Below are 23,235 nucleotides of genomic sequence, written 5' to 3' on the forward strand. Positions count from 1 at the left end.
CCTCCCGATTCCCTGCGCCTGCCGGGGCCTGAGCACGCCGGCGGCGGCGAGGCGCCGCCAGTGCGCGGCGCTCGCCCTTCTCAACCGCGCCCTACGTGGCGCCGCCGCGCGGCGCGGGCGGCTGGCGGCGCGGGCCTTCAGCTCACGGGCAGGTGATGCCCACCCAGGTATCGCAGTCGATCGCCAGCACGTCCGTCTCGTTGATCATCTCGCAGAAGCGGCACTTGGCCTGGTTCGCCAGACAGGTCGCCAGGCCAGCGGCGTCGATCGTCGGCGGCGTGGAGAAGCCGGCGCAGGCGCCGCCGGCGAACTCATCGACCGATCCCGAACCGCAGAACTGCCCCGCCGTGGTCTGCAGTTGCGCCTTGGCATTGGCGATCTTGCCTTTGGTGTCCGCGGCCACCGACAGGCCGCTCGCCAGCGCGGCGTTGGTGACGCACTGCTCGAGCTGCGCGTTGGTCGTGGCGCCGCTCGGCGCGAAGGCGCCGTTCGCGGTCAGCGCGTTCTTCTTGCACTGCAGCCAGATCTTGCCCATGGCGCGGGACAGCTTGCTCACCCGGTTGATCACCTTCACCTGGCAGGCGCATTCGCGGGCGTTGGTGTCGCACGACTTCAGGGCGCTCATGCCGGCGCCGAAGACGTCGCGCGCCAGGTCCTTGGCGCCGTCCTGCGCGGCATCGTTGGTGATGGTCGCGCCGGCGAAGAACATCGACGGCGTCCCGCTGCACTTCTTGGTGATGTCCGCCGTCGTCGACTGCCGTTTCTTGTTCACCGCGCCCTTGGGATCGGTGTCGATGCAGGCATCCGCGCTGGGGCCCGGATTGAGCTGCGTCTTCACGGCGGCGGCGACGCATCCGTCGCTCACCTTCAACTGCGCGGCCTGCACCTTCACGCCATCGCTATTGATCTTGTTGATGCAGATCTGCTCCGCCTTGGGCAGGGCGGCGAGCAGGACGCTCGGCGCGGCGAGCGCCGCCAGCGTCATCCCGATCAGCAGCTTTCGTGACATGCGTCCTCCTCGACTGATGCCGCGACATGCGCGGCCGAGCCCACGGTTCCGCGCCGCGCGCCACGTGTCCCCCACCCGGTGCCGGCCGTGCCGGCTCGGGTGGGCGCCCCCGCGTTGTCGGCGCCTGACTGATGACCCCCAAAGCGACGTTTCGCACCGACGCTAGCACGGCGACGCAATCGACCGAAGCACAATCTTCGGCGCCCGGCGCCGGCGCGGACAATCCTTGACTCTCGCGCTCCGACCAAATTAGACACCATGTCAGGTTCTGCCTTTGAGCTCGACGGCGAAAGCGACTCCGCGCCCCTACATGCCGGCGGCGGTGCGGCGCGACCACCTCCTAGCGGTGGCGGGTCGACTGGTCCGTCAGGGCGGCTGGAACGCGCTGTCGATGCAGGGACTCGCGGCGGCCGCGGGGCTCAGCCGCCAGACGGTGTACGAACATTTCGCCAGCGCCGAGGATCTCTCGGTCGCGACGCTCGTACACCTCTTCGAACGCGCCTACGAGGCGACCGCGATCATCGTCCGTGACGGCACCGAGCCGACGACCACCCTCGCCGCCGCCTACGACCTCTTTCTCGACCTGCCGGCGGAGGAACGCCGCGCCCTCAGGGCGCTGGCGAGCGACAGCGATGGCGGCCGCCGCGGCCTCGGGCGCGCCAAACGCCGCCTGCGCAGCCGCATCGCCGAGCTCTGGACACCGTACGTTCGCCACCTGACGGGCCTCGACGCCGCCGAGGCGACGGCCCTCACCTGGATGCTGATCACCGCCGGGTGGGGACTGGCCGACAGCATCGCCGAAGGCACCCTGAGCCGGAGGCGCGGGCGCGAGCTGTTCGTCCGCTTCGCCGTGCAGACGCTGAAGACCTGGCGCGCGCCGGCGTCACCTGACTGAGCGCCGCGCGTCGCATCACCACGAAGGGGGGAGCTCCATGACGACCGGGGGATTCTGGGCGCGGAAGCTGACACTGATCGCGGTGCTGCCGCCGATCCTGTCCGCCGCCGCGTTGGCGCAGCCGGGCCCATGGGCGCGCACCGAGACGCGCCAGGCGTGCGCCAGCTTCGACAAGTACCGCCAGCCGTTCTTCGGCGACACCCACGTGCACACCGCCTATTCGTCGGACGCCCTCTTCGCCGGCACGCGGGAGGATCCGCGCGGCGCCTATCGCTTCGCGCAGGGACAGGCCATCGGGCTGCCGCCGTTCGATGCCCAGGGCAACCCGACGCGCACCGCCCAGCTCCGGCGGCCGCTCGACTTCACCGCCGTCACCGATCACGCCGAGCAGTTCGGCGAGATCGCCGTCTGCCAGACGCCCGGTCTCGCCGGCTACGATTCGCCGGAGTGCGTCAGTCTGCGCAACCAGCTCGCCGCGCCGCTGCCGCCGCTGCCGAGCGTCCTGCCGCCCATCCCGGTGATCCAATTCCTCCTCACCTACGGCGTCCTCAACCCGCCGGCCCGCTACGGCTGGTGCGGCCCGGGCTCGGACTGCGCGCTGCAGGCGTCGCTGGTGTGGGAGGACACCCAGGACGCCGCCGAGCAGTACTACGACCGCACGTCGGCCTGCGCGTTCACCACCTTCGTCGGCTACGAGTGGAGCGGCCAACCGGGCGGCAACAACCTCCATCGCAACGTCATCTTCCGCAACCAGGTGGTGCCGCCGCTGCCGATCTCCTTCATGGAGGAGCCCACGCCGCAGGGCCTCTGGCAGCAGCTCCAGGCCCAGTGTCTCGACGGACTCACCGGCTGCGACGTGCTCGCCATCCCGCACAACCCGAACGCCAGCGGCGGCTTGATGTTCGCGCCGGTGAACGCCGACGGCAGCCCGCTCTCCCCCTCGGACGCCTTCTTCCGCGCCGGCATGGAACCGCTGGTGGAGATGAACCAGCACAAGGGCGATTCGGAATGCCGCCCCGGCGTCGGCGGCGCCACCGACGAGCTCTGCGGATTCGAGAAGCTCAACCGCCTGCAACTGTTCAGCCCGGTGTCCGATCCGAACCAGGTCTTCCCGGCCCGCAACTACATCCGCAACGTCCTCAAGGACGGCCTGCTCCAGGAACAGGCCATCGGCGTCAACCCGTTCAGGCTCGGCTTGATCGGCAGCACCGACGACCACAACGCCACGCCGGGCGCGGTCGAGGAGGAGGATTACGGCGGCTTCGGCCACATCGGCAATCGCGACCGCAATCCCGCCAACATGCTGGCGCGCGTGACCCCGGCCGGCATCGAGAGCACCCCCGGCGGCCTCGCCGTCGTGTGGGCGGAGGAGAACTCGCGCGACGCGTTGTTCGCCGCCATGCGCCGGCGCGAGGTCTATGGCACCAGCGGCACGCGTCCGATGTTGCGCTTCTTCGCCGGCCGCGAGCCCGGCCTGCGCTGCGGCGACCCCGAGTTCGTCGCCACCGCGTACCGCGGCGGCGTGCCCATGGGGGGCGAGATCGGTCCGGTGCGCGGCAACCGCAGTCCGCGCTTCGGGGTCCTGGCGATGCGCGATCCCGGCACGCCGGGCGCGCCCGGCGGCCTGCTGCAGCGGGCGCAGATCGTCAAGGGCTGGGTCGACGGCAACGGCCAGTCGCACGAGAAGGTGTTCGAGGTCGCCGGCGATCCGGCATCGACCGCCACCGTCGACACCGCGACCTGCCAGACCAGCGGGCCGGGGGCCGAGTCCCTCTGCGCCGTCTGGGAGGATCCCGAATTCGATCCGTCGCAGCGCGCGTTCTACTACGCCCGCCTGCTCGAGAACCCGAGCTGCCGCTGGAGCACCTACCTCTGCAACACCCTCGCCCTCGACTGCGCGCAGCCCGCGTCGGTGCCGGCCGAGTACGCCGAGTGCTGTAACCCGGCGGTCGCCAAGACCATCCAGGAGCGCGCCTGGTCGTCGCCGATCTGGTACCGACCGGAGGGTCTGGCGCGTCTACGCGGCAAGCTCTCCTTCGGTCGCAGCCCGCAGCGCGACATGCTGCAGTTGCAGGTGACGTTCGGGACCCTCCCGCCCGGTTTCGACGTCCGGACCCAGGATCTGGTCATCGCCCTGCAGGACGACGACGAGGTCTTTCGCGTCACCGTACCGGCCGGGTTCATGCAGGAGGAGACCCCGGGCCACTTCACCTGGCGCGATCGCGCCGGCAACCTGAGCGGGGTCCGCAGCCTCGATCTCAAGGTGACGCCGGGCGGCCCCGCGGTCCTGCGCTTGCGCACCCTGCCGCGCGCGTTCCCCAACGCCGACCGCAGCGACCATTTCATGGAGCTGACGATCCGGGCCGGCACGGCGGAGGTCCGCACCGCGCCCCTCTGGTCGGCGACCAGCCACCGCCTGGCGACGCGGAGCTGAGCCCGGAGACGACCGTCGATGCGCTGCCTGCGCCTGCCGCTGCTGCACTTCCTGCTCGGCGGCGTCCTGCTCTTCGGGATCGCGCGCGCCGTGCGCTCCGACGCCGGGCGCGATTCCCTCCGCTCGCCGGTGGTGATCACCGCCGCCGAGATCGCGACCATGCGCGACGCCTACACCAGGGAAACCGGCCTGCAGCCGACGGCCGCGGACGAGGCGGCCCTGGTGGACCGCGCCGTCGACGAGGAGCTCCTCTTCCGCGCCGCGCTGGCGCGCGGACTGGACCGCGACCGCAGCGTCCGTTCCTGGCTGATCGAGCAGATGCGGATCCTCACCGACGACGACGTCAGCGATGATGACGGCCTCTATGCTCGCGCCAGGGCGCTCGGGCTCGACCGCAAGGATCTGGTCGTGCGGCGCATCGTCGTGCAGAAGATGCGCCTGCTCGCGGCGCGGGCCGGCGAAGACGCCGTGAGCGAGCAGACGCTGCGCGCCTTCTACGACCGACACCGCGACGACTATCGCGCCCCCGATCGCGTCAGCGTCTGGCACCTCTACGTCGCGGCGGCGCGCGCCGACGATGCCGCGCCGCTGTTCGCCCGCGCCCGCGCCGGCGCCCTGTCACCGGCCGCCGCGGTGCGGCACGGCGACCCCTTCCCGCAACCGCCACATCTGGTGGATCAGTCGCGGCAGCAGCTCGTGAAGCTCTTCGGGGCTGCTGTCGCCGACGCGATCCTCGCCGCCCCGAGCGGATCCTGGGTCGGTCCGCTGCGCTCGCCGCTCGGCGTCCATCTCTTCTGGATCGAGGGTCTGGTCGCCGGCGCCGCGCCGCCGTTCGAGGCGGTGCGCGGCCGCGTCCTCGCCGCCTGGCGCCAGGAACACCGCGCCGAGCGCCTGACCGAGCTGTTGCGCGCGCTCCGGGATGCACAACCGCTGCAGGTCGAGTCGACGGCCTGGCGGGAGCGGCCCCGGGCATGAAGTTCCTCCGCCTCGCCGGCGCGCTACTGGCGACGATCGCCGCCACGCTGCCGCTGTCCGACGCGGCGCGCGGCCACGGCCTCGAACCGGCGCTGCTGGCGCTGCGCGAGCGCGCCCCGGGGCGCTTCGAGGTGACGTGGAAATCGTCGAAGCTCCGCCTCCCGGGAGCGGAGGTTCGCCCCACCCTGCCCGACCGCTGTCGCCAGACCGCCGACGCGCCGCAGGCGACCGACGACGGCGACCGCATCCGCCTGCGCTGGGTCGTCGACTGCGGGACCGCCGGGCTCGCCGGACAGACCATCGGTGTCGCCGACCTCGACGTCGCCACCATCGACGCGCTGCTGCGCATCGAGCGGCTCGACGGCAGCCACGTCGAGACCGTGCTCACGGCCCATCACCCGAGCTGGACGGCGCCCCAGGATCCGACCCGCGAGGAGCTCGTGCGCCACTTCGCGCGCCTCGGCGGGGAAGCCGCGATCGCCAGTCTCGACCGGTTGCTGCTGCTGCTGGGCCTGCTCCTGCTCCTGGCGGCCACGCCCCGGCGACTGCTGCAGGCCGCCGCCGCCTTCGCGCTCGGCCACGCCGCCGCCGTCGCCCTGATCGGCATCGGCGCGCTCACCGCCGCGGCGCGGAGCCTCGACCTCGGCATCGCCGCGGCGATCCTCTTCGTCGCCCTCGAGCTGACGCGATCGCCACTGAGCGCCCGCCGCCGCTCCGCCTGGCTGGTCGGGCTGCTCTTCGGCGCCCTGTCCGGCGCCGCCTGCGCCACCTCGCTCGCCGACAGCAGCGCGGCCTCGCTGGATGCCCCGCTGGCGGTGTTTGCCTTCACCGCCGGCGTGGCCCTCCCACAGCTCGCCCCGCTCCTGCTCGCCCTGGCGTTTGGCGGCATCCTGGCGCGCCGTCGCCCGCGCGCCGCCACGCTGGCGACCCGGTGCGCCGCCTACGCCATGGGAATCCTGGCCGTCTTCTGGTGCCTGGAGCGCGTCACCGCGTGAACGCCGCCCCCGCCGATGCCGACCAGCGGCGCCGGCGCGTCCGCGACCCGCGAGCTCGCCAGCAGGCCGAAGCGCTGCCGGCAGCCACGCCGCGCCGGCGCGGCGGAAAGGCCGGCGGCCCGCTGCCGGGCCGCACGACCTCATGGAACGCGAGTGGAGCCGATGGGAGTTGAACCCACGACCTCTAGAGTGCGATTCTAGCGCTCTCCCAACTGAGCTACGGCCCCGCGGTTCGCGAAGCGTGGATTAACCGATCCGACGCTGGCTCGCAAGCCAACGGTCGTCGCAGCGTCCGGGCCCGTGGCCGGTGGCCCGCGCGGCGCGCCTGGATTGACCGCGCGCTGGACGGCGCACTATGCGTTCGCGCCATGACGAGCACCGAGAGCGTTCCCGAATTCCGCCACGAGCTGCGCCGTTGGCTGGCCGCCCATCTCACCGACGACCTGCGCCGCGAGCGGCTGACCATGTTGCCGGAGAACGAACGCATCGCGGCGCTGCGGCGCTGGCAGCAGACCCTGGCGAAGGACCGCTGGGTGGCGATCACATGGCCGCGGGAGTACGGCGGCCGCGCCGCCTCGATCGCCGAACAGATCGCCTACGTCGAGGAGATGAGCGCGGCGGATGCGCCGGAGATCGTGAACAACCTCGGCATCGGCATCGTCGGACCCCCCATCCTCGCCTTCGGCAGCGAGGAGCAGAAGCAGCGCTGGGCGCCGCGCATCCTCACCGCGGAGGATCTCTGGTGCTGCGGCTTCTCGGAGCCGGGCGCCGGCTCGGATCTCGCGTCGCTGCGCACCCGGGCGACGCTCGACGGCGACAGTTTCATCCTCACCGGCCAGAAGGTGTGGACGACCTACGCCCAGCACGCCGACTGGTGCATGGTGTTCTGTCGCACCGATCCGACCTCGAGCCGCCGCAACGGCGTGTCGTGCCTGCTGGTCGACATGAAGAGCCCCGGCGTCACCGTGCGCCCGCTGCGCCAGATCGGCGGCCAGGCGGAGTTCAACGAGCTGTTCTTCGAGGAGGTCCGCGTGCCGCGCGGCAACCTGCTGGGCGAGTTGCACCACGGCTGGCAGATCGTCACCTCGGCGCTGCAGAACGAGCGCGGCATCATGTACGTCGTCGAGATGCAGATCCTGCTCAAGAAGCAGCGCGACCAACTCATGCGCTTCGCCCGCGAGCGCGGCGCCCACCGCAATCCGGTGACCCGCCAGCAGTTGGCGACCGTCTATCTGGGGGTCGAGACGTTCCGCAGCACCTGCCAGCGGACGCTCGACAAGCTGCTGCGCATGGGAATGCCCGGGCCCGAGGCCTCGATCATCAAGCTGCACTGGACCGAGCTGACCCAGTCCATGCCGCAGGTCGGCATGTCGATTCTGGGCCCGGCGGCCCAGCTCTACGACGTGCCCAACCCGGGCGAGCGCGCCGATCCGGAATTCGCCATCCAGGCCGGCTTCCTGCAGGCGCCCGCCGCCAGCATCGCCTCCGGCACCTCGGAGATCATGCGCGGCATCATCGCCATGCAGGTGCTCGGACTGCCTCGCTAGTCCGCTCGCGGTCCGCGGCCGTCAGCCACTGAGCCTCGATCCCGAGTCGGCGCCCTGCCGAGGGACGACGGTTCGCAGCGTCTCACGCCCGGCGCTGTTTGCGCTCCGCCTCTTCCTGCTCCGCTTTGCACTGAATGCACAGGGTCGTGACGGGACGGGCCCGCAGGCGGTCGACGCCGATCTCCTCGCCGCACTCCTCGCAGACGCCGTAGTTGCCCTCTTCGATCCGCTGCAGCGCCTCTTCGATCTTGTTGATCAGCTTCCGCTCGCGGTCGCGGATGCGCAGGGTGGCGTTGCGATCGGATTCGAGGGCCGCCCGATCGGCCGGTTCGGGGAAGTTCTCCTTGCCGTCGGTCATGCCACTGACCGTGCGCCCCGCCTCCCCCAACAACTCCGCCCGGCGGCTGGTGAGCAGATCCTTGAACCAGCTGATGTCGTGTTGTTCCAAGCCTGCGACCTCCAGTGAATTCTCTCCGGCTACCACCGCCGACACAGTCTGTAAACCACCGCCTCACGCGCTCGCCGCGATCGAGGGGACGGCGGCCAGGTCCGCCGCCGTGCGACGCGCCCAGGCGTCCGCCTCGAGCAGCGCCTCCAACGGCGCATCGCGCAGAACGGGGTGCCGATCGAGCACCCGGGACGCGATCCCTGGAATATCGAGATAGCTGATGGCGCCGTTCAGAAACGCTTCCACCAGCACCTCGTTGGCGGCATTGAGGACCGCCGGGGCGCTGCCGCGGGCCCGCAGCGCGGCGTAGGCGAGGGCCAGGCAGGGGAAGCGCTCGGTGTCCGGAGCGACGAACTCCAGGCGGCCGGCCGCCACCAGGTCGAGCGACGGCAGGTGGCCGAGCGGCAGGCGCTCCGGGAACGCGAGGATGTACGAGATCGGGATGGCCATGTCGGGAATCCCGAGCTGCGCCAGCACCGAGCCGTCGACGTACTCGACCAGCGAGTGGACGATGCTCTGCGGATGGACGACGACGTCGATCCGGTCCGGCTCGAGGCCGAACAGCCAGTGCGCCTCGATCACCTCCAGGCCCTTGTTCATCAGCGTCGACGAGTCGATGGTGATCTTCGCCCCCATCTTCCACGTCGGATGCCGCAGCGCCTGCGCCGGGGTGGCGCGGCGCAGCTCGTCCATGGTGGCGTGCAGGAACGGCCCCCCGGAGGCGGTGAGAATGATGCGCTTCACGTCGCCACGCCGGTGACCGTGCATCGCCTGGTAGATGGCGTTGTGCTCGCTGTCGATCGGAAACACGTTCACGCCCCGGCGCCGCGCCGCCGCCTGCACCAGCTCGCCGGCAACCACCAGCACTTCCTTGTTGGCCAGCGCGACGTCGCGTCCGGCCTCGATCGCCGCCAGCGTCGGCCGCAGCCCGATCGCCCCGACCAGGGCCGAGATCACCAGATCCGCGCCGGGCGCGGTCGCCACCTGGGCGATGCCGTCGATGCCGGCGAGGATCTCGCCGCGATACTCCGGGACCAGGGCTCGCAGCGCCGCGGCGCCGGCGGCGTCCGCCGTCGCCACCGCGTCGGGTTGGAAGCGGCGCACCTGCTCGGCGAGCCGCTCGACGTTGCGCCCGGCGGCCAGCGCGGCGGCGCGGAAGCGGTCGGGAAAGCGCGCCACCAGATCGAGCGTGGTGACGCCGATGGAACCGGTGGAGCCGAGGACGACGAGCGACTTCATCGTCGGCACCCTACCACGACCCGTGGGGCAGGACGCAATTTGTTCCGCGCCCTGGCGTCAGGAACGTCCCGCCGCTCGAATCACCCCTGCCGCTTCAGCCGCGCCCCGGCGGGCGAGGCCATGATCGCCGCGATCTCGTCGCGCAGTCGCGGCAGCGCCTCCTCGAGCGGCACCTCGCTGTCGAGGACGATCTCGAGCCGGTGGTCGGACCGCATGGCGATCCGGCCCGGCCGCTGCGGTTTCAACGGAATGACCACCGCCTCACGCGACAGGCCGAGCTCCTCGAGGACGGCGAAGACGCGCTCGATCTCGCGCAGCGTGACGACCGTCAGCATCGCTCAGGGAAAGGTCGCCACCAGGTCGGCGAGGCGCGCCCTGGCCTGGCGCAGGATCGGGGTCCCGTCGCCGACCAGCAGGGCGTCGAAGTCGAGGTCGAGGAGCCGGCGCACGCTGGCGCGCAGCGCCGGCGGATCGTCCATCACCTTCTCGCGCAGCAGGCTGAGCGCGCCCGGCGGGTTGCCCACCACGACGTCGCCGACGAAGAGCAGGCGACGTGCCGGCCAGTGCAGCGCGATCTCGCCCGCCGACTTGCCGGCCGCGGCGACCACCTGCAGCGGCCCGATGACGTCCCCGACCGCCAGGTGATCGTCGATCACCGCGCCCTGTCCTTCCGCGTAGCCGGCATCGGCGGCGTGGATCGCCGTCCGCGCGCCGGTGCGCGAACGCACGCGGTTCGCGTCGCGCACGTGGTTGCGGTTGGTGAGGAGGATGCGGCTGACGCCGCGATGGACGAGCTCGGTCAGGTCTTCCGGCGTCGCCTCCGCCGGGTCGATGCAGAGATTGCCGCCCGGCAGTTGCAGCAGGTAACCGTTGAAGTTGTAGCCGTGCGGCGGCGACAGCCAGGACCAGGTCCAGATGTCGGGCAGGATCTCGACCATCGCCGGGACCTTACCAGCTAGGCCTCGCAGCGACCAGCGCGCGATCGCCGGCCGGCGCCTGCGGCTCACGCGACGTCGAGGCGGATCTCGCGACGGCCGCGCAGCGGCTTCAGGTCGAACGCCTCCAGGAGCAGGCGCGGGGTCGCCTCCGCTTCGCTCGTCAGACCGAGGGCGCGCCCCAGGCGCGCCACGACCACGGCCGGAGACGCCCCGATCCGGCGAGCGTCCGCCAGGAGGTGGCTCGGGGTGCGCTTCTGCAGGCGGGCGCCGTCGGGCGCCAGCACGAGCGGCACGTGCAGCCAACCGGGCGGGCGCCCGCCGAGCATCTCGGCGAGCAGCGCCTGGCGCGGCGCCGAGGCCAGCAGGTCGGCGCCGCGCACCACCTCGGTGATCCCCATCTCGAGGTCGTCGACCACCACCGCGAGTTGATAGGCATAGACGCCGTCACCGCGCTTGAGCACGAGGTCCCCCACCTCCCGCGCGACGTCCTGCGTCACCCGGCCCTGCACGGCGTCGTCGATGGCGATCGTCCGCTGCGGCACCGCCAGCCGCACCGCCGGCGGACGCTTCCACTCGCGCACCCGCATGCCGAAGCGGCGGCAGGTGCCCGGATATGGCGGCCCCTCCTCGCCGGCGTGCGGCGCGCTGGCGCTGCGCGCGATCTCGGCGCGCGAGCAGTCGCACAGGTAGAGGACGCCGAGCCCGGCCAAGCGCGCCAGCGCCGCCTCGTAGTAGGCCGCCCGCTCCGACTGGCGGTACGGTCCCACCGCGCCGCCGACGTCGGGCCCCTCGTCCCAGTCCAGACCGAGCCACCGCAGGTCGTCGAGCTGGCGCGCCTCGCTGCCGGCGATCACCCGCGGCGTGTCGATGTCCTCGACCCGCAGCAGCAGGCGCCCGCCCTGCGCGCGCGCCCGCAGCCAGGCGACCAGGGCCGTGGCCAGCGAGCCGAGGTGGAGATCGCCCGTCGGCGAGGGGGCGAAGCGGCCGCGGTAGGCCATGGCGCCGGACCCGGGTGGCCGCGCCGGCGCGCGGCCACCCGGGATCAGAGCAGCGACTTCATCTCGCTGATCAGCTTGGTGATGCTGTCCTTGGCGTCGCCGAACAGCATCATGCAGCGCTCGTTGTAGTAGAGCTCGTTGTCGACGCCGGCGAAGCCGGGGCGCATGCTGCGCTTGAGGACGATGATCGACTTCGCCTTCTCGACGTCGAGGATCGGCATGCCGTAGAGCGGGCTCGCCTTGTTGGTGCGCGCCGCCGGATTGGTGACGTCGTTGGCGCCGACGACGAGGACGATGTCGGCCTCGGGGAAGTACGGATTGATCTGCTCCATCTCGACCAACTGCTCGTAGGGCACGTTGGCCTCGGCGAGCAGGACGTTCATGTGCCCCGGCATGCGACCGGCCACCGGATGGATCGCGTACTTCACGTCGACGCCGCGCTCGCCGAGGATGCTCGCCAGCTCGGCGACGGCGTGCTGCGCCTGGGCGACGGCCATGCCGTACCCCGGCACGATGATCACCCGCGCCGAGGTCTCGAACAGGGTCGCCGTCTCGTCCGCCGTGATGCTGCGCACCGTCCCCTTGGCCTCGGCCGCCGCCGCGGCCGCGTCCTCCGACGCGACGGCGCCAAAGGCGCCGAAGAGCACGTTGGTCGCCGAGCGGTTCATGGCGCGGCACATCAGCAGCGAGAGCAGGAAGCCGGAGGTGCCGTCGAGCGAGCCGGTGACGATCTGGATCTTGTTCATCAGCACGAAGCCCATCGCCGCGTCGGCGAGGCCGCCGTAGGAGTTGAGCAGGGCGATGACCACCGGCATGTCGGCGGCGCCGATGGGGATGACCAGCATGAGGCCGAAGACGAAGGCCAGGGCGACCATGAGGTAGAACATCGGCGTCGCCAGTTGGGTGCCGATCAGGTAGGCGGCGATGGCGCCGATCACGCCGAGCAGGGCCAGGCTGACGATGTTCTGGCCGCGATAGGTGATCGGCCGCCCGGGCAGCAGCTCCTGCAGCTTCGCCGCCGCGATCAGCGAGCCGGTGAAGGTGAGACCGCCGACGATGACCTCGAAGCTCAGCGCCGTCAGCGTCACCCGGCCGAGCTCGCCCTGGAAGCGGAAATACTCGGAGACGCCGACCAGGCAGGCGGCCAGCGCGCCCAGCGAGTGCGAGAACGCCGTCCGCTGCGGCACCGCCGTCATCGGGATGCGCAGGCCCATCCAGCCGCCGCCGACGGCGCCGATCGCCAGGCCGAGGAAGATCCAGGTGTAGTGGACGATGTGATGGTGGAAGAGCGTGCCGACCACGGCCAGCACCATGCCGTAGGCCGCCAGGAGCATGCCCGCCCGCGCCCACTTCGGCGAGCTCAGCCCCTTCAGGCCGAGGATGAACATCGCCGCGGAGAGGATGTAGGCGTAGCGCAGCACCTCGTCGGCGGCGTGCTCGCGCATGTAGACGAGCAGGCCGACGCCGACCGGCTTGGCGATGAGGATGCCGAGCAGCAGCACGCCGACCGCGCCCGACGCCCCGAGGGTGGCCTGCAGCTCGACCGGCCGCCGCTTGCCGCCCTTCTGCTCCTCCGCGGTCTTGAACATGCGCAGCATGCGGTCGGTGATGAGGAACCCGCCGAAGGCGTTGGTCGCCGAGCAGGTGACCGCGATGAAGCCGAGCAGCGAGCACACCCAGCCGTTCTCGACGTCGCTGTAGTCGCTGCCCGCCACCACCAGCGACCCGACCAGCGAGATCGCGGCGATGGCGTTGGTCGCCGACATCAGCGGCGTATGGAGGAGCGGCGGAACCTTGGTGATGATGTGGTAGCCGAGGAAGCCGGCCAGGAGGACGATGTAGAGACTGACCTCGAGCTCGCTGGTCATGCCGATGTCCCCGTCGCCATCGCCGCCTTGACCGCCTCGTTGACCACCTCGCCGGCGTGGGTGACGCAGGCCCCGGCGATCACTTCATCCGCCAGATCGATGGCGAGGGCGCCGTTCTTCACGAAGGCGTTGAGCAGCTCGGTGACGTTGCGCGCATAGAGTTGACTCGCGTGCACCGGCATCGAGGCCGGCAGGTTCACCGGACCGTGGATGCTGACGCCGTGCGCCACGACCACCTCGCCCGCCGTCGTGAGCTCGCAGTTGCCGCCGCTCTCGGCCGCCAGGTCGACGATCACCGACCCCGGCCGCATCGCCGCCACCGTCTCCTTGGTGATCAGCCGCGGCGCCCGCTTGCCCGGCACCATCGCGGTGGTGATGACGACATCGAAATCCTTCGTCTTCTCCGCCAGCATCTCCTGCTGCTTGCGACTGGCGTCGGCCGACAGGGCCTTGGCGTACCCGCCTCTGTCCTCGGCGTCGGAGACCCCGAGATCGAAGGCGAGGAACTTGGCGCCGAGGCTCTCGACCTGTTCCTTCACCACCGGGCGCACGTCGTAGCCCCACACCTGCGCCCCCAGGCGGCGCGCCGTGGCGATCGCCTGCAGACCGGCGACGCCGGCGCCGATCACCAGGACGCGCGCCGCGAAGACGGTGCCGGCGGCGGTCATCAGCATCGGGAAGAACTTGGGCAGCGCCTGCGCGGCGATGAGCGCCGCGCGGTAGCCGGCGATGTTGGCCTGCGACGAGAGCGCGTCCATCTTCTGCGCCCGGCTGATGCGCGGCACGCCCTCCATGCCGAAGGCGGTGATGCGCCGCGCCGCCAGGCGTCGCACCAGGTCGGGCTGGGTGAGGGCGTCGAGGAGTCCCACCAGCACCGACCCCTCGCGCAGCAGATCGACCTCGTGGCGGCCGCCCTCCGCGATCGGACGCTGCACCTTCAGCACCACGTCCGCCTCGCCACAGAGCGCGGCGACATCGGACGCGATGGTCGCCCCGGCGGCGCTGTAGGCCTGATCGGAGAAGGACGCCGCCTCTCCCGCGCCGTGCTCGACGGCGACGGTGAGACCCGCCTTCACCAGGGCCGCCGCCGCCTCGGGCGTCAGTGCGACGCGCCGCTCGCCAACCGCCCGCTCACGTGGAACCGCAATCTTCATTCCCCCTCACTCGCAAAACCCTGTGCGCCCTAACAGCCCCTGCGCGGGCGGGCAAGACTCGCCCTGCCCGGGAGCCGGCGCCGCCGCGCGCACCTTCCGAAGGGCGGCATCGGGTCGTTCCGGCGCCGCTCCGCTGGGACCCGTCACGGCCCCCGGGCGCTCGTCCGACGCCGCGAGATCGTCGACGCCGCGCCGCACGAGGCCAGGCGGAGGAGCTACGCGGCGCTGACGGCGCCCTTCACCACCGACAGCGGAACCACCCGTTCCGGGTTCGGCTACGGGGAGCGAGCGCCAGGTCGCCGATGACCGCGGGCGAGAAGACGAGGCTGACGCGCCGGCGCAGGATGTCACCGCACGCGCGCCGCGGCGAGCCCCGGCTCAGCCGCTCGCCGCCTGCACCGCCTCCCGGCCCTTCTCGGTCAACGAGAAGACCGCGCTCGCTTCGTCGTAGACCACCAATCCGTCGCCGACCAGCCCTTCCATCAACTGCGAGAACGCCTGGTGGCCGGCCTGGTAGAAGACCAGGCTGTGCGTGTGCAGCTCGCGAATCGGCAGCGCGCCGCCCTTCTTGGCGAGGAACTTCATCAGTCCCGATCGAGCCGCCGCCGTGTCCGTGGCCATCTCCTGCCCTCCCCTCGGTCCCTTCTAGCCCGCGGGCGCCGGGCGCGCAGCCGGGGCGCCCGATTGACATAGTGGCAGAGTCGATGCCACTTTCGACCGCATGCCCGCCCATCCGCTGCGCCGTCCGGCGCGCGCCGACGCCGACGGGCGCGCCCGACGTGCCCACCGCAGCGGCGAGGCGATCGTCGCGGCGCTCTACGACCTGATCGGCGAGGGCGTGCTCGACCCCACCGCCCAGCAGGTGGCGGAGCGCGCCCGGGTCGGCATCCGCACCGTTTTCCGCCGCTTCTCCGACAAGGAGCGTCTGTTCGCGGAAATGGACGCCCGCCTCACCGCCGAGGCGCTGCCGCTGCTCCGCGACGCGGCGCCGCAGGGGGGCATCGACGCGCGCGCGGCCGCCCTGGTCGAGCGCCGGGCCGTCTTCTTCGAGCGCATCGCGCCGTACAAGCGGGCCGGCAACCTCAAGCGCTGGCGCTCCCCGTTTCTCGCCGAACGGCACGGCCACCTGGTGACGGTCCTGCGCGGCGAGCTGCTGCGTTGGCTGCCCGAGCTCCGCCGCGCCCCGGCGGCGCTGGTCGACGCCCTCGAGCTGGCGACCTCGTTCGAGGCCTGGGATCGCCTGCGCGGCGAGCAGCGCCTCGCGGCAACGCGCGCCCGGGCGGTGGTTGAACGGACGGTGCTGGCGCTGCTGCGCGATCTCGCCCCCTAGCACAGGACACCTCCGATGCTTCCCACCCCGCTCCGCATCGTCGGCGCCGTCGGCTCTCCTTACAGCCGCAAGCTGCGCGCCGTTCTCCGCTACCGCCGCATCCCGCACGCCTGGGTGAACACCGGCTCGCCCGAGAGTCGGACCCTACCGCAGCCGCGCGTCTCGCTGCTGCCGCAGCTCATCCTGCCCACCGCCGACGGCGGCCTCGAGGCGCGCACCGACTCGTCGCCGCTGATCCGCCTGCTCGAGGGCGCGGTGCGCGAGCGTTCCGTCATTCCGCCCGACCCGGCGGTCGCCTTCCTCGACGCGCTGCTCGAGGACTACGCCGACGAGTGGCTCACCAAGGCGATGTTCCATTATCGCTGGGCCTACGCCGCCGACGTCGCCAACGCGGCGGCGATCCTGCCGCGCTGGTTCCGCACCGACCAGCCCGAGGCGATGGCCGTCGCCGCCGGCCGCGCCTTCGCCGAGCGCCAGGTCGGCCGTCTCGCCGTGGTCGGCTCGAATCCGCTGACCGCGGCGGTCATCGAGGACAGCTATCGCCGCCTGCTGCGGCTGCTCGACGCCCACCTGACGACCAGCCGCTTCCTCTTCGGCGGCCGTCCGGCGAGCGCCGATTTCGCGCTCTACGGCCAGCTCACGCAGTTGGTCGGCTTCGACCCGACACCGATGGCGCTGGCGCGCGCCGACGCGCCGCGCGTCGTCGCCTGGGTCGACATCGTCGAGGATCTCTCCGGCCTCGAGCCCGTGGACGCCGACTGGACGCCGCGCGCCGCCCTGCCCGACACCCTGCGCGCCCTGCTCGGCGAGGTCGGCCGCGTCTACGCCCCCTTTCTCCTCGCCAACGCCGATGCCCTGGCGCGCGGCGCCGAGCGCGTCGAGTGTCGGATCGACGGACGACCCTGGACGCAGCGGCCGTTCCCGTATCAGGGCAAGTGCCTCACCTGGCTCCGCGAGGGCTACCGGGCGCTCGCCGCCGACGATCGCCGCATCGCCGACGAGCTCCTCGCCGGCACCGGCTGCGACCGGCTGTTCGCCTGAGGCCGATGAGCCGCCGGCGCGTTCTCCTGCTCGTCCTCGTCGCCGCCGCGCTCGGCGCCCGGCCGGCGTACCAGTATCTCCAGCTCCACGGCCTCGGGCTGTTGTCGCGCGTCATCGATCCGATCGGCCCGCCGCGCGCGGTGGTCTGGAGCCCCGGTCCGGAGGTTCCCGCCGCCGCGCCGGCCGAACGGCCGCCCAACATCGTCGTCATCGTCGCCGACGACCTCGGCTACAACGATCTCACCTGGGCCGGCGGCGGCGTCGCCGCCGGCGCGGTGGCGACGCCGAACATCGACGCCATCGCGCGCGGCGGCGTCGAGCTCACCGCCGGCTACGCCAACAACGCCACCTGCGCGCCATCACGCGGGGCGATCCTCACCGGACGCTATCCGAACCGCTTCGGCTTCGAGCTCACGCCGGCGCCGAAGATCTTCATGCGCCTGGTGGCGCAGCGCATGCGCAGCCAGGCGGGCGGCGCGTTGCACCCGGCGGTCTATCACGCGGAGCGCGAGGGGGCGGTTCCGCCAATGGACGCCCAGGGCGTGCCCCCGTCGGAGATCACCCTCGCCGAGCTGCTGCGCGACCGCGGCTACCACACGCTCGGCTTCGGCAAGTGGCACCTCGGCGAGACCACGGCGCTCCGCCCGGAGGCGCAGGGGTTCGACGAGTATCTCGGCTTCTACCCCGGCGCCTCGCTGTACCTCGAAGTCGACGACCCGCGGGTCGTCAACTCGGTGCAGGACTTCGACCCCATCGACGCCTTTCTGTGGGCCAACCTCGCCTTCGCCGTGCGCAAGGACGGCGGACCGCGCTTCACACCCGCCGACTACATGACCGACTATCTGAGCGAGGAGGCGGCGCGCGCCATCGTCGCCAATCGCCACCGTCCCTTCTTCCTCTACTTCGCCCCCAACGCGCCGCACACGCCGCTGCAGGCGCGGCGCGACGACTACGACGCCCTGCCGCAGATCGCCGACCACCGTCTGCGCGTCTACGCGGCGATGATCCGCGCCCTCGATCGCGGCGTCGGCCGCATCCTCGCGGCCCTGGATCGCGAGGGCCTGGCGGACAACACGCTGGTCTTCTTCACCAGCGACAACGGCGGCGCCAACTACATCGGCCTGCCGGACATCAACCGGCCGTACCGCGGGTGGAAGATGACCTTCTTCGAAGGCGGCATCCACACGCCGTTCTTCCTGCGCTGGCCGGCGGCGGTCGCCCCCGGCACGCGTTTCGCCGCGCCGGTGGCGCACGTCGACATCTTCGCCACCGCCGCGGCCGCCGCCGGCGCGGCCCTGCCGGCGGATCGCCCGTACGACGGCACCGATCTGTTGCCCTTCCTGCGCGGGACGGCAGCGGGCGCGCCGCACGATGCCGTCTTCTGGCGCTCCGGCGGCTATCGCGGCGTGCTGCGGGACGGCTGGAAGCTGCAGGTCGCAGCCCGGCCGGAGCGCGTCTGGTTGTTCCATCTCGCCGAGGATCCCACCGAGCGACGCGACCTGTCGGGGGAGCAGCCGGAGAAGGTGGCCGAGCTGCGGGCCCTGCTCGACGCCCACGACGCGCAGATGCAGCCGTCCGCCTGGCCGTCGCTGATCGAGGGGCCGATCGCCATCGACCACCCGCTCGGCGTCCCCGACCGCGCCACCGACGAGTACGTCTACTGGGACAACTGAGTCCCGTGAGAGGAGTCGCCATGCACGTCGTCAACCAGGTCTTCCCCACGCCCGAGCAGATCATGCCGCTGGCCGGCGACGACTCCGGGCCGGTCGTCATGCTCAACCTGCTCAAGTTCCGCGACCGCGCCGTCTACCGCGACGGGCGCGCCGACGACTGCACCGGCCGCGAGGCGTTCCTGCGCTACGCGGCGCTGATGCAGCGCATCGTCGAGCGCGCCGGCGGCCGCTTCCTCTTCTCCGGCGAGGTCCAGGGCATCGTGATCGGCCGCGTCGACGAGCCCTGGGACCTGATCGGCCTGGTCGAATACCCGTCGCGCGCCGCGTTCTTCCGCATCGCCACCTCGGCGGAGGTGCAGGAGATCGGCGTCCACCGCGAAGCCGGCCTCGCCGGCCAGATCCTGATCCCACTGACGCCGCTGCGCGATCCGGTGTGATGCGCGACCGGGATCACGCGCCGCGCCTCCGCGGCGGCGCGGCGTCGAGCGCCGGGTAGTGGCGGAAGATGCCCATCTGGTTGAAGGGCTGACGGCGCGGCGACGCGAGATAGGCGACGATGCGGGGACGGGCGGCGACGCGGTCGCGCAGCGCCACCAGCAGCGGCAGCGACGGTTCGGCGCCCCGCATGGCGCGCGGAAACGCGTACCGCAGGCCTTCGACGATCTGGAACGCGGAGAGGTCGACGTAGGTGCGATCGCCGCCCACGAGCCACCGCCCGCGACCGCGCCGATTGCGCTGCAGGAGCCGCTCGAGCCAGCCGAGATACTTGGGCATCCGGTTGGCGACGAAGTCCGCGGCGCGCCGCTTCGCCGCCGCCCGCTGGTCCTCGTAGTAGAGGCCGCCGGCGATCGGGTGGTGGGTGTCGTGGATCTCGCCGATGAAGTCGGCGAGCGTCAGTTGGATCTGGTGCGCCTCGACCCGACGCGCCGCATCGGCCGAGATCAGACGCAGGCGCGGCGCCAGAAAGGCGAGCACGTTGGCGGTCTGCGACACCACCGCCGTCCCGACCTTCACGAAGGGCGGCGCGAAGGGCAACGGCCCGCGGCCCTTCCCCTCCAGGATGGCCAGCATCGCCGCCAGACCATCGCTGCGCTCGCGCGCCACGTCGACGTAGGCGGCGCCCGCCTCCTCGAGGGCGAGGCGGATGAGCTCGCCACGCCCCTGGATCCCCGGCCAGTAGTAGAGCTCGATCGGCTTGCCGCGCTGAGCCATGCCTCGCTCCCTTCCTCGCCCCCCTGTAGCAGACGAGGGCGACCCGCTCAGGGCGAGGGTGACGGCGCCCGGACGACCAACGGCGCGGCCACGAAGGCGAAGTCGGCCCCCGACTCCGACAGCGCCTGGATCTCGGACGGCACGGGCCCGGGATCCCGATCGTAGAGCAGGATCGCGGTCTGGATGACGCGCACGCCCGCTGGCACCTGGACCTCGACGGCGTTGCCCTCGACCGGGAGCACCCGCCAGGCGCTGTCCGGGCTGCGGGCGCGGACCGCGGCGCGATAGGCCGCGTCGGCGGGAGCGGCCGCGGACACGAACACGAAGCGGACCACGCAGGATTGCGAATCGGCGCTGCCGGCGCAGTTGGCGACGTCGCCGGCCTCGGGCTGGATGTCGACGCTCGGCTGCGACACCCCCCGGGTGGCGGTCGCGGTCGGCGAGGCGCCGATCGCGGTGCCGGTCCGGGTCGCGCTGGGGAGCGCGAGCGACGTCCCCGTCGGCGTCGCCGTGCGCAGCGGCGGCGTCGCGGTCTCGCTCTGGACCGGGCCCGGGGTGCCGGTGCGGCTCGGCAGCGCGGTATGGGTCGGCGTCGCCGATGGCGCCGGCGTCGCGACCGCCTCGGAGGCGCAGATCGTCAGGCCGCGCTCGACGACGCAGCCGCCGCTGCCGATCGCATTGTCGATGGCGCGGTTTTCGGCGGCGACGATGTCGAATCCACTCGATCCGCTGCCGCCGGCGCAGCCACCCAGCACGGCGGCGCCCCACGCCGCCAGGAACCAGGCGCCGGCGATCCTCCGAAAGGTCGGGCGCGGGGCGCCCAGCGTCCGCTCCATCATCACTCCTTGGGCCCGAACGGCGTCGCGTTGACGAGGATGTTGAGGAAGCGCGTGCGCGACGACGGGTCGGCCGCGAACTCCTCGACCAGGGCCCGGATGGCCGCTTCCAAGCGCTGCTGGAACTCGCCCAGGCGGGCGGCGTCGATGTTGAGGTAGTGGTTGCGCAGGTAGGTGCCGGTGTCGACGTCGGCGAGCGCCAGCTTGTCGATCATCCCCTTGGCGAACAGGGCGCAGAACTCGAGCGCCAGGGCCTGCCGCTCGCCGGTGTTCTGGGGGACGAAGTGGCGGCCGCGCCGCCGCACCGTGGCGCCGCGACGCTCGACCAGGTTGCGCTCGAGCAGGGTGGCCTCGACCTGTTCGGCGAGCGCCTCCGGCACGACGCCAGCGGCGGTCCGGCGCCCCTGCAGGCGGCGAAAGGCCTTGCGCCACGTCGCCAGCGACACCCAGCTCCCGTCATCCGGCAGCGCCGCGATCGCCTGGCTGACCAGCACCGCGAGGGCGGCGTCCTCGATCCCCGCGACGGCGCGCGGCGCGCGCAGCACGCGCTGCAGCTCGCGGCCGAAGGCGTAGATGATGCGATCGCGCCAGAGCAGCGCCAGCAGCTCGTGCGCATCCTGCTTGCGGATCGCCGCCAGGCGGCGGACCAGCGCCTCGCTCGGAAAGCGCTTGCCCTTCTCGATGTAGCCGAGCATCACCGGGTCGACGCCGCCGCCCAGCAATTCGTCGGCGAAGCGCCGCAAGGTGTACTCGTGGCCGCTCAGGACGCGCGTCTCGTAGAACACGTCCTTGATCCCCCGCTGCACCACCGGTCGGTCCGCCATCCGCATCTCTGACTAGCGAAGCTGGCATTGAATGACAAACAACACTTGTTGCCCAGACGCCTGGGCGAGCCCGCCGGCGCGGCGGCACCGCGTGTCGGCCCGGGAGCGCCCGGTGAGCATGGCCGGTGCTGGCAGCGGCGCCGCGCGATCGGCTAGAACGCGCCGCCATGGCCATCGATGGTGCGGCACCGGGGCCCAACGAGGACGCTCCGGCGGCGAAGGACTTCTCCACCCTGGTCCGTTCCGGGTGCGAGGATTACGTGCTGCGCGGCATCGGTCTGCCGATCGCGGCGTACGTGTTCCACGGCGTCAAGCTGATCCTCTTCGCGCTCGGCTGGATGTACTTCTGCAGCTTCACCCCCGGGCTGGGCAGCCCGTGGCACGTCGGCAAGTGGTGGTTCGAGGGCATCGCCTTCCAGAAGGCGGTGCTCTGGGCGTGCATCGTGGAAGCCCTCGGCTTCGGCTGCATGAGCGGTCCGCTCGGCTTCCACATCTGGCCGCCGTTCACCGCCTTCCTGCACTTCCTCCGCCCCGGGACGACCAAGATCGCCCCCTTCCCCACCCTGCCGCTGTTCGGTGGCATCACCCGCGGGTGGCTCGACGTCGCCCTCTATGCCGCGTTCATCGGCTCGCTGTTGCGCGCCCTCGTGGCGCCCGAGATCGGCACCGCCCAACTCCTGCCGATCGTCGTGCTGCTGCCGCTGTGCGCGCTCGCCGACACCACCATCGTGCTGGCGGCGCGCGTCGAGCACCATTTCGCCATGATCGTCTGCTTCCTGCTCGCCGGGAACTGGATCGCCGCCTGCAAGGCGGTGCAGCTCGCGATCTGGTTCTGGGCCGGCGTCTCCAAGCTGACGCGCGCCTTCGGCTACGTCGTGCCGCTGATGACGGTGAACAATCCGCTGCTGCGCAGCCCGGAGCTGCGGCGGCGGATGTTCGTGTCCTATCCCGACGACCTGACGCCGTCGCGCCTCGGCAAGGCGATGGCCCACGCCGGCACCTTCCTCGAGTTCGCCGCGCCGCTGACCCTGTTCTTCGTCACCCAGTCCGGTCCGCTGCTGGTGCTCGGGATGATCTTCGTCCTCACCCTGCACGGCTTCATCCTCAGCAACATGCCGGCGGGCGCGGTGTTCGAGTGGAACCTCCTCAGCCTCTACGCCGCGTTCTTCCTCTTCGTCGGCCACCCGACGGTGACGGTGTTCGACATCGACTCGCTGCCGCTGGCGATCTACCTCGTCATCGGCCTCCTGGTGCTGCCGCTGCTCGGCAATCTGGTGCCGGCGCGCGTCTCCTTCCTCGTCGCCATGCGCTACTACGCCGGCAACTGGGCCTGGAACGCCTGGCTGTTCCGCGGCGACAGCTACAAGAAGCTCGCCCGCGTCAAACGCGCCTCGCCGCTCCTGCAGGAGCAGTTGCAGCGCTTCGCACCGCAGGAGGCGGCCAACATGGACGCGCGCGGCATGGCCTTCCGTTCGCTGCATCTGCAGGGGCGCACGCTCGGCCTGCTGCTGCCGCGCGCCCTCGGCGTCCGCCCGTTCGCGGAATACCGCTACGTCGACGGCGAGAACGTCGCCGGCTCGGTGCTCGGCTGGAACTTCGGCGAGGGCCACCTGTGCGACGAACGCCTGCTGCGCGCCATCCAGGCGCAGTGCCACTTCGAGGAGGGCGAGCTGCGCGCCATCATGGTCGAGTCGCAGCCGCTGCTCGGCTCCACCCTGCACTGGCGCATCGTCGACGCCGAGCGCGGCCAGCTCGCCGAGGGGCACGTGTCGCTCGACCAGCTCGCCCGCCGCGCCCCCTGGGACTACGGCGAGTAGCG

The 23,235-nt window shown here is 71.8% G+C and carries 22 protein-coding genes and 1 tRNA gene; 10 read left to right on the top strand and 13 right to left on the bottom strand.

Translation table 11 applies throughout. The annotated features are described in order from the left end of the window. Positions 1-142: 142 nt before the first annotated feature. Complete coding sequence (locus KF840_23160; protein MBX3027805.1) at positions 143-1,009, bottom strand: hypothetical protein; 867 nt, start codon at positions 1,007-1,009, stop codon at positions 143-145. 346 nt (positions 1,010-1,355) lie between these two features. On the opposite strand from KF840_23160, the gene KF840_23165 reads away from it, so the two are divergent. From KF840_23165 to KF840_23180, 4 genes are read left to right on the top strand one after another with little or no spacing between them, the layout of a single operon-like run. Then, positions 1,356-1,904 carry a TetR/AcrR family transcriptional regulator gene (locus KF840_23165; protein ID MBX3027806.1) on the top strand — a complete coding sequence of 183 codons (549 nt, stop codon included), beginning with the start codon at positions 1,356-1,358 and terminating at the stop codon, positions 1,902-1,904. 37 nt (positions 1,905-1,941) lie between these two features. After that, positions 1,942-4,338, top strand: a complete 2,397-nt coding sequence (locus KF840_23170; GenBank protein ID MBX3027807.1) for a DUF3604 domain-containing protein — start codon at positions 1,942-1,944, stop codon at positions 4,336-4,338. A gap of 18 nt (positions 4,339-4,356) precedes the next feature. After that, positions 4,357-5,313 carry a peptidyl-prolyl cis-trans isomerase gene (locus KF840_23175; GenBank protein MBX3027808.1) on the top strand — a complete coding sequence of 319 codons (957 nt, stop codon included), beginning with the start codon at positions 4,357-4,359 and terminating at the stop codon, positions 5,311-5,313. Then, on the top strand, positions 5,310-6,308 hold the full coding sequence (locus KF840_23180) for a HupE/UreJ family protein (GenBank protein MBX3027809.1): 999 nt from the start codon (positions 5,310-5,312) through the stop codon (positions 6,306-6,308). Before KF840_23175 ends, KF840_23180 begins: the two co-directional genes overlap by 4 nt. Positions 6,309-6,462: 154 nt before the next feature. Here KF840_23180 and KF840_23185 read toward each other — a convergent pair. After that, positions 6,463-6,535, bottom strand: a tRNA-Ala gene (locus KF840_23185). Between the two features lie 141 nt (positions 6,536-6,676). Here KF840_23185 and KF840_23190 point away from each other — a divergent pair. After that, positions 6,677-7,855: an acyl-CoA dehydrogenase family protein gene (locus KF840_23190; protein ID MBX3027810.1), complete on the top strand. Its 1,179-nt coding sequence runs from the start codon at positions 6,677-6,679 to the stop codon at positions 7,853-7,855. Between the two features lie 82 nt (positions 7,856-7,937). On the opposite strand, the gene dksA is transcribed toward KF840_23190, so the two are convergent. From dksA to KF840_23230, 8 genes are all read right to left on the bottom strand, one after another. Further along, a complete protein-coding gene (gene dksA, locus KF840_23195; protein MBX3027811.1) occupies positions 7,938-8,303 on the bottom strand; it encodes an RNA polymerase-binding protein DksA in 366 nt (121 codons plus the stop codon). 63 nt (positions 8,304-8,366) lie between these two features. Further along, positions 8,367-9,542: a 1-deoxy-D-xylulose-5-phosphate reductoisomerase gene (locus tag KF840_23200; GenBank protein ID MBX3027812.1), complete on the bottom strand. Its 1,176-nt coding sequence runs from the start codon at positions 9,540-9,542 to the stop codon at positions 8,367-8,369. A gap of 80 nt (positions 9,543-9,622) precedes the next feature. Beyond that, positions 9,623-9,877, bottom strand: coding sequence for a hypothetical protein (locus KF840_23205; GenBank protein ID MBX3027813.1), 255 nt, complete (start codon positions 9,875-9,877; stop codon positions 9,623-9,625). Positions 9,878-9,880: 3 nt separating this feature from the next. Further along, positions 9,881-10,480, bottom strand: coding sequence for a hypothetical protein (locus KF840_23210; protein ID MBX3027814.1), 600 nt, complete (start codon positions 10,478-10,480; stop codon positions 9,881-9,883). Positions 10,481-10,545: 65 nt separating this feature from the next. Beyond that, positions 10,546-11,478, bottom strand: a complete 933-nt coding sequence (gene gluQ / locus KF840_23215; protein ID MBX3027815.1) for a tRNA glutamyl-Q(34) synthetase GluQRS — start codon at positions 11,476-11,478, stop codon at positions 10,546-10,548. A gap of 44 nt (positions 11,479-11,522) precedes the next feature. Then, entirely contained in the window at positions 11,523-13,346 is a 1,824-nt protein-coding gene (locus tag KF840_23220) for an NAD(P)(+) transhydrogenase (Re/Si-specific) subunit beta (protein ID MBX3027816.1), read from the bottom strand. Further along, complete coding sequence (locus KF840_23225) at positions 13,343-14,500, bottom strand: Re/Si-specific NAD(P)(+) transhydrogenase subunit alpha (protein MBX3027817.1); 1,158 nt, start codon at positions 14,498-14,500, stop codon at positions 13,343-13,345. The genes KF840_23220 and KF840_23225 overlap by 4 nt, the downstream gene beginning before the upstream one ends. Positions 14,501-14,878: 378 nt before the next feature. Then, on the bottom strand, positions 14,879-15,121 hold the full coding sequence (locus KF840_23230) for a hypothetical protein (GenBank protein MBX3027818.1): 243 nt from the start codon (positions 15,119-15,121) through the stop codon (positions 14,879-14,881). Between the two features lie 100 nt (positions 15,122-15,221). On the opposite strand from KF840_23230, the gene KF840_23235 reads away from it, so the two are divergent. The 4 genes from KF840_23235 to KF840_23250 are packed head-to-tail and all read left to right on the top strand — an operon-like array spanning position 15,222 to position 18,981. Continuing rightward, positions 15,222-15,830, top strand: coding sequence for a TetR family transcriptional regulator (locus tag KF840_23235; protein ID MBX3027819.1), 609 nt, complete (start codon positions 15,222-15,224; stop codon positions 15,828-15,830). Positions 15,831-15,845: 15 nt separating this feature from the next. Continuing rightward, complete coding sequence (locus KF840_23240; GenBank protein MBX3027820.1) at positions 15,846-16,871, top strand: glutathione S-transferase C-terminal domain-containing protein; 1,026 nt, start codon at positions 15,846-15,848, stop codon at positions 16,869-16,871. Between the two features lie 5 nt (positions 16,872-16,876). Next, entirely contained in the window at positions 16,877-18,544 is a 1,668-nt protein-coding gene (locus KF840_23245) for a sulfatase-like hydrolase/transferase (protein ID MBX3027821.1), read from the top strand. A 20-nt stretch (positions 18,545-18,564) separates the two neighbouring features. Next, the gene (locus KF840_23250) at positions 18,565-18,981 is read left to right on the top strand and encodes a DUF1330 domain-containing protein (protein ID MBX3027822.1); all 417 of its coding nucleotides are present in this window, start codon (positions 18,565-18,567) and stop codon (positions 18,979-18,981) included. Between the two features lie 13 nt (positions 18,982-18,994). Here the strand turns inward: KF840_23250 and KF840_23255 are convergent, their stop codons facing one another. Genes KF840_23255 through KF840_23265 form a run of 3 tightly spaced genes read right to left on the bottom strand, consistent with a single transcriptional unit; the run spans position 18,995 to position 21,416 of the window. After that, entirely contained in the window at positions 18,995-19,756 is a 762-nt protein-coding gene (locus KF840_23255) for a glutathione S-transferase family protein (GenBank protein MBX3027823.1), read from the bottom strand. Between the two features lie 47 nt (positions 19,757-19,803). Continuing rightward, positions 19,804-20,592, bottom strand: coding sequence for a hypothetical protein (locus KF840_23260; protein ID MBX3027824.1), 789 nt, complete (start codon positions 20,590-20,592; stop codon positions 19,804-19,806). 2 nt (positions 20,593-20,594) lie between these two features. After that, entirely contained in the window at positions 20,595-21,416 is an 822-nt protein-coding gene (locus KF840_23265; protein MBX3027825.1) for a hypothetical protein, read from the bottom strand. A gap of 167 nt (positions 21,417-21,583) precedes the next feature. On the opposite strand from KF840_23265, the gene KF840_23270 reads away from it, so the two are divergent. Next, entirely contained in the window at positions 21,584-23,233 is a 1,650-nt protein-coding gene (locus tag KF840_23270; protein ID MBX3027826.1) for a DUF3556 domain-containing protein, read from the top strand. Positions 23,234-23,235 lie beyond the last annotated feature (2 nt).

It is taken from the genome of bacterium, from assembly GCA_019637795.1.
In the GTDB taxonomy this organism is placed as follows: domain Bacteria; phylum Desulfobacterota; class Binatia; order HRBIN30; family CADEER01; genus JAHBUY01.

Bases quoted from the DNA above. Each gene is read 5' to 3' on its own strand.
- KF840_23170 (MBX3027807.1), top strand. From the start codon at position 1,942: ATGACGACCGGGGGATTCTGGGCGCGGAAGCTGACACTGATCGCGGTG.
- KF840_23190 (MBX3027810.1), top strand. From the start codon at position 6,677: ATGACGAGCACCGAGAGCGTTCCCGAATTCCGCCACGAGCTGCGCCGT.
- KF840_23220 (MBX3027816.1), bottom strand. From the start codon at position 13,346: ATGACCAGCGAGCTCGAGGTCAGTCTCTACATCGTCCTCCTGGCCGGC.
- KF840_23265 (MBX3027825.1), bottom strand. From the start codon at position 21,416: ATGGCGGACCGACCGGTGGTGCAGCGGGGGATCAAGGACGTGTTCTAC.
- gluQ (MBX3027815.1), bottom strand. From the start codon at position 11,478: ATGGCCTACCGCGGCCGCTTCGCCCCCTCGCCGACGGGCGATCTCCAC.
- KF840_23160 (MBX3027805.1), bottom strand. From the start codon at position 1,009: ATGTCACGAAAGCTGCTGATCGGGATGACGCTGGCGGCGCTCGCCGCG.
- KF840_23210 (MBX3027814.1), bottom strand. From the start codon at position 10,480: ATGGTCGAGATCCTGCCCGACATCTGGACCTGGTCCTGGCTGTCGCCG.
- KF840_23200 (MBX3027812.1), bottom strand. From the start codon at position 9,542: ATGAAGTCGCTCGTCGTCCTCGGCTCCACCGGTTCCATCGGCGTCACC.
- KF840_23205 (MBX3027813.1), bottom strand. From the start codon at position 9,877: ATGCTGACGGTCGTCACGCTGCGCGAGATCGAGCGCGTCTTCGCCGTC.
- KF840_23235 (MBX3027819.1), top strand. From the start codon at position 15,222: ATGCCCGCCCATCCGCTGCGCCGTCCGGCGCGCGCCGACGCCGACGGG.
- KF840_23240 (MBX3027820.1), top strand. From the start codon at position 15,846: ATGCTTCCCACCCCGCTCCGCATCGTCGGCGCCGTCGGCTCTCCTTAC.
- KF840_23175 (MBX3027808.1), top strand. From the start codon at position 4,357: ATGCGCTGCCTGCGCCTGCCGCTGCTGCACTTCCTGCTCGGCGGCGTC.
- KF840_23230 (MBX3027818.1), bottom strand. From the start codon at position 15,121: ATGGCCACGGACACGGCGGCGGCTCGATCGGGACTGATGAAGTTCCTC.
- KF840_23255 (MBX3027823.1), bottom strand. From the start codon at position 19,756: ATGGCTCAGCGCGGCAAGCCGATCGAGCTCTACTACTGGCCGGGGATC.
- KF840_23245 (MBX3027821.1), top strand. From the start codon at position 16,877: ATGAGCCGCCGGCGCGTTCTCCTGCTCGTCCTCGTCGCCGCCGCGCTC.
- KF840_23225 (MBX3027817.1), bottom strand. From the start codon at position 14,500: ATGAAGATTGCGGTTCCACGTGAGCGGGCGGTTGGCGAGCGGCGCGTC.
- KF840_23250 (MBX3027822.1), top strand. From the start codon at position 18,565: ATGCACGTCGTCAACCAGGTCTTCCCCACGCCCGAGCAGATCATGCCG.
- KF840_23180 (MBX3027809.1), top strand. From the start codon at position 5,310: ATGAAGTTCCTCCGCCTCGCCGGCGCGCTACTGGCGACGATCGCCGCC.
- KF840_23260 (MBX3027824.1), bottom strand. From the start codon at position 20,592: ATGGAGCGGACGCTGGGCGCCCCGCGCCCGACCTTTCGGAGGATCGCC.
- KF840_23270 (MBX3027826.1), top strand. From the start codon at position 21,584: ATGGCCATCGATGGTGCGGCACCGGGGCCCAACGAGGACGCTCCGGCG.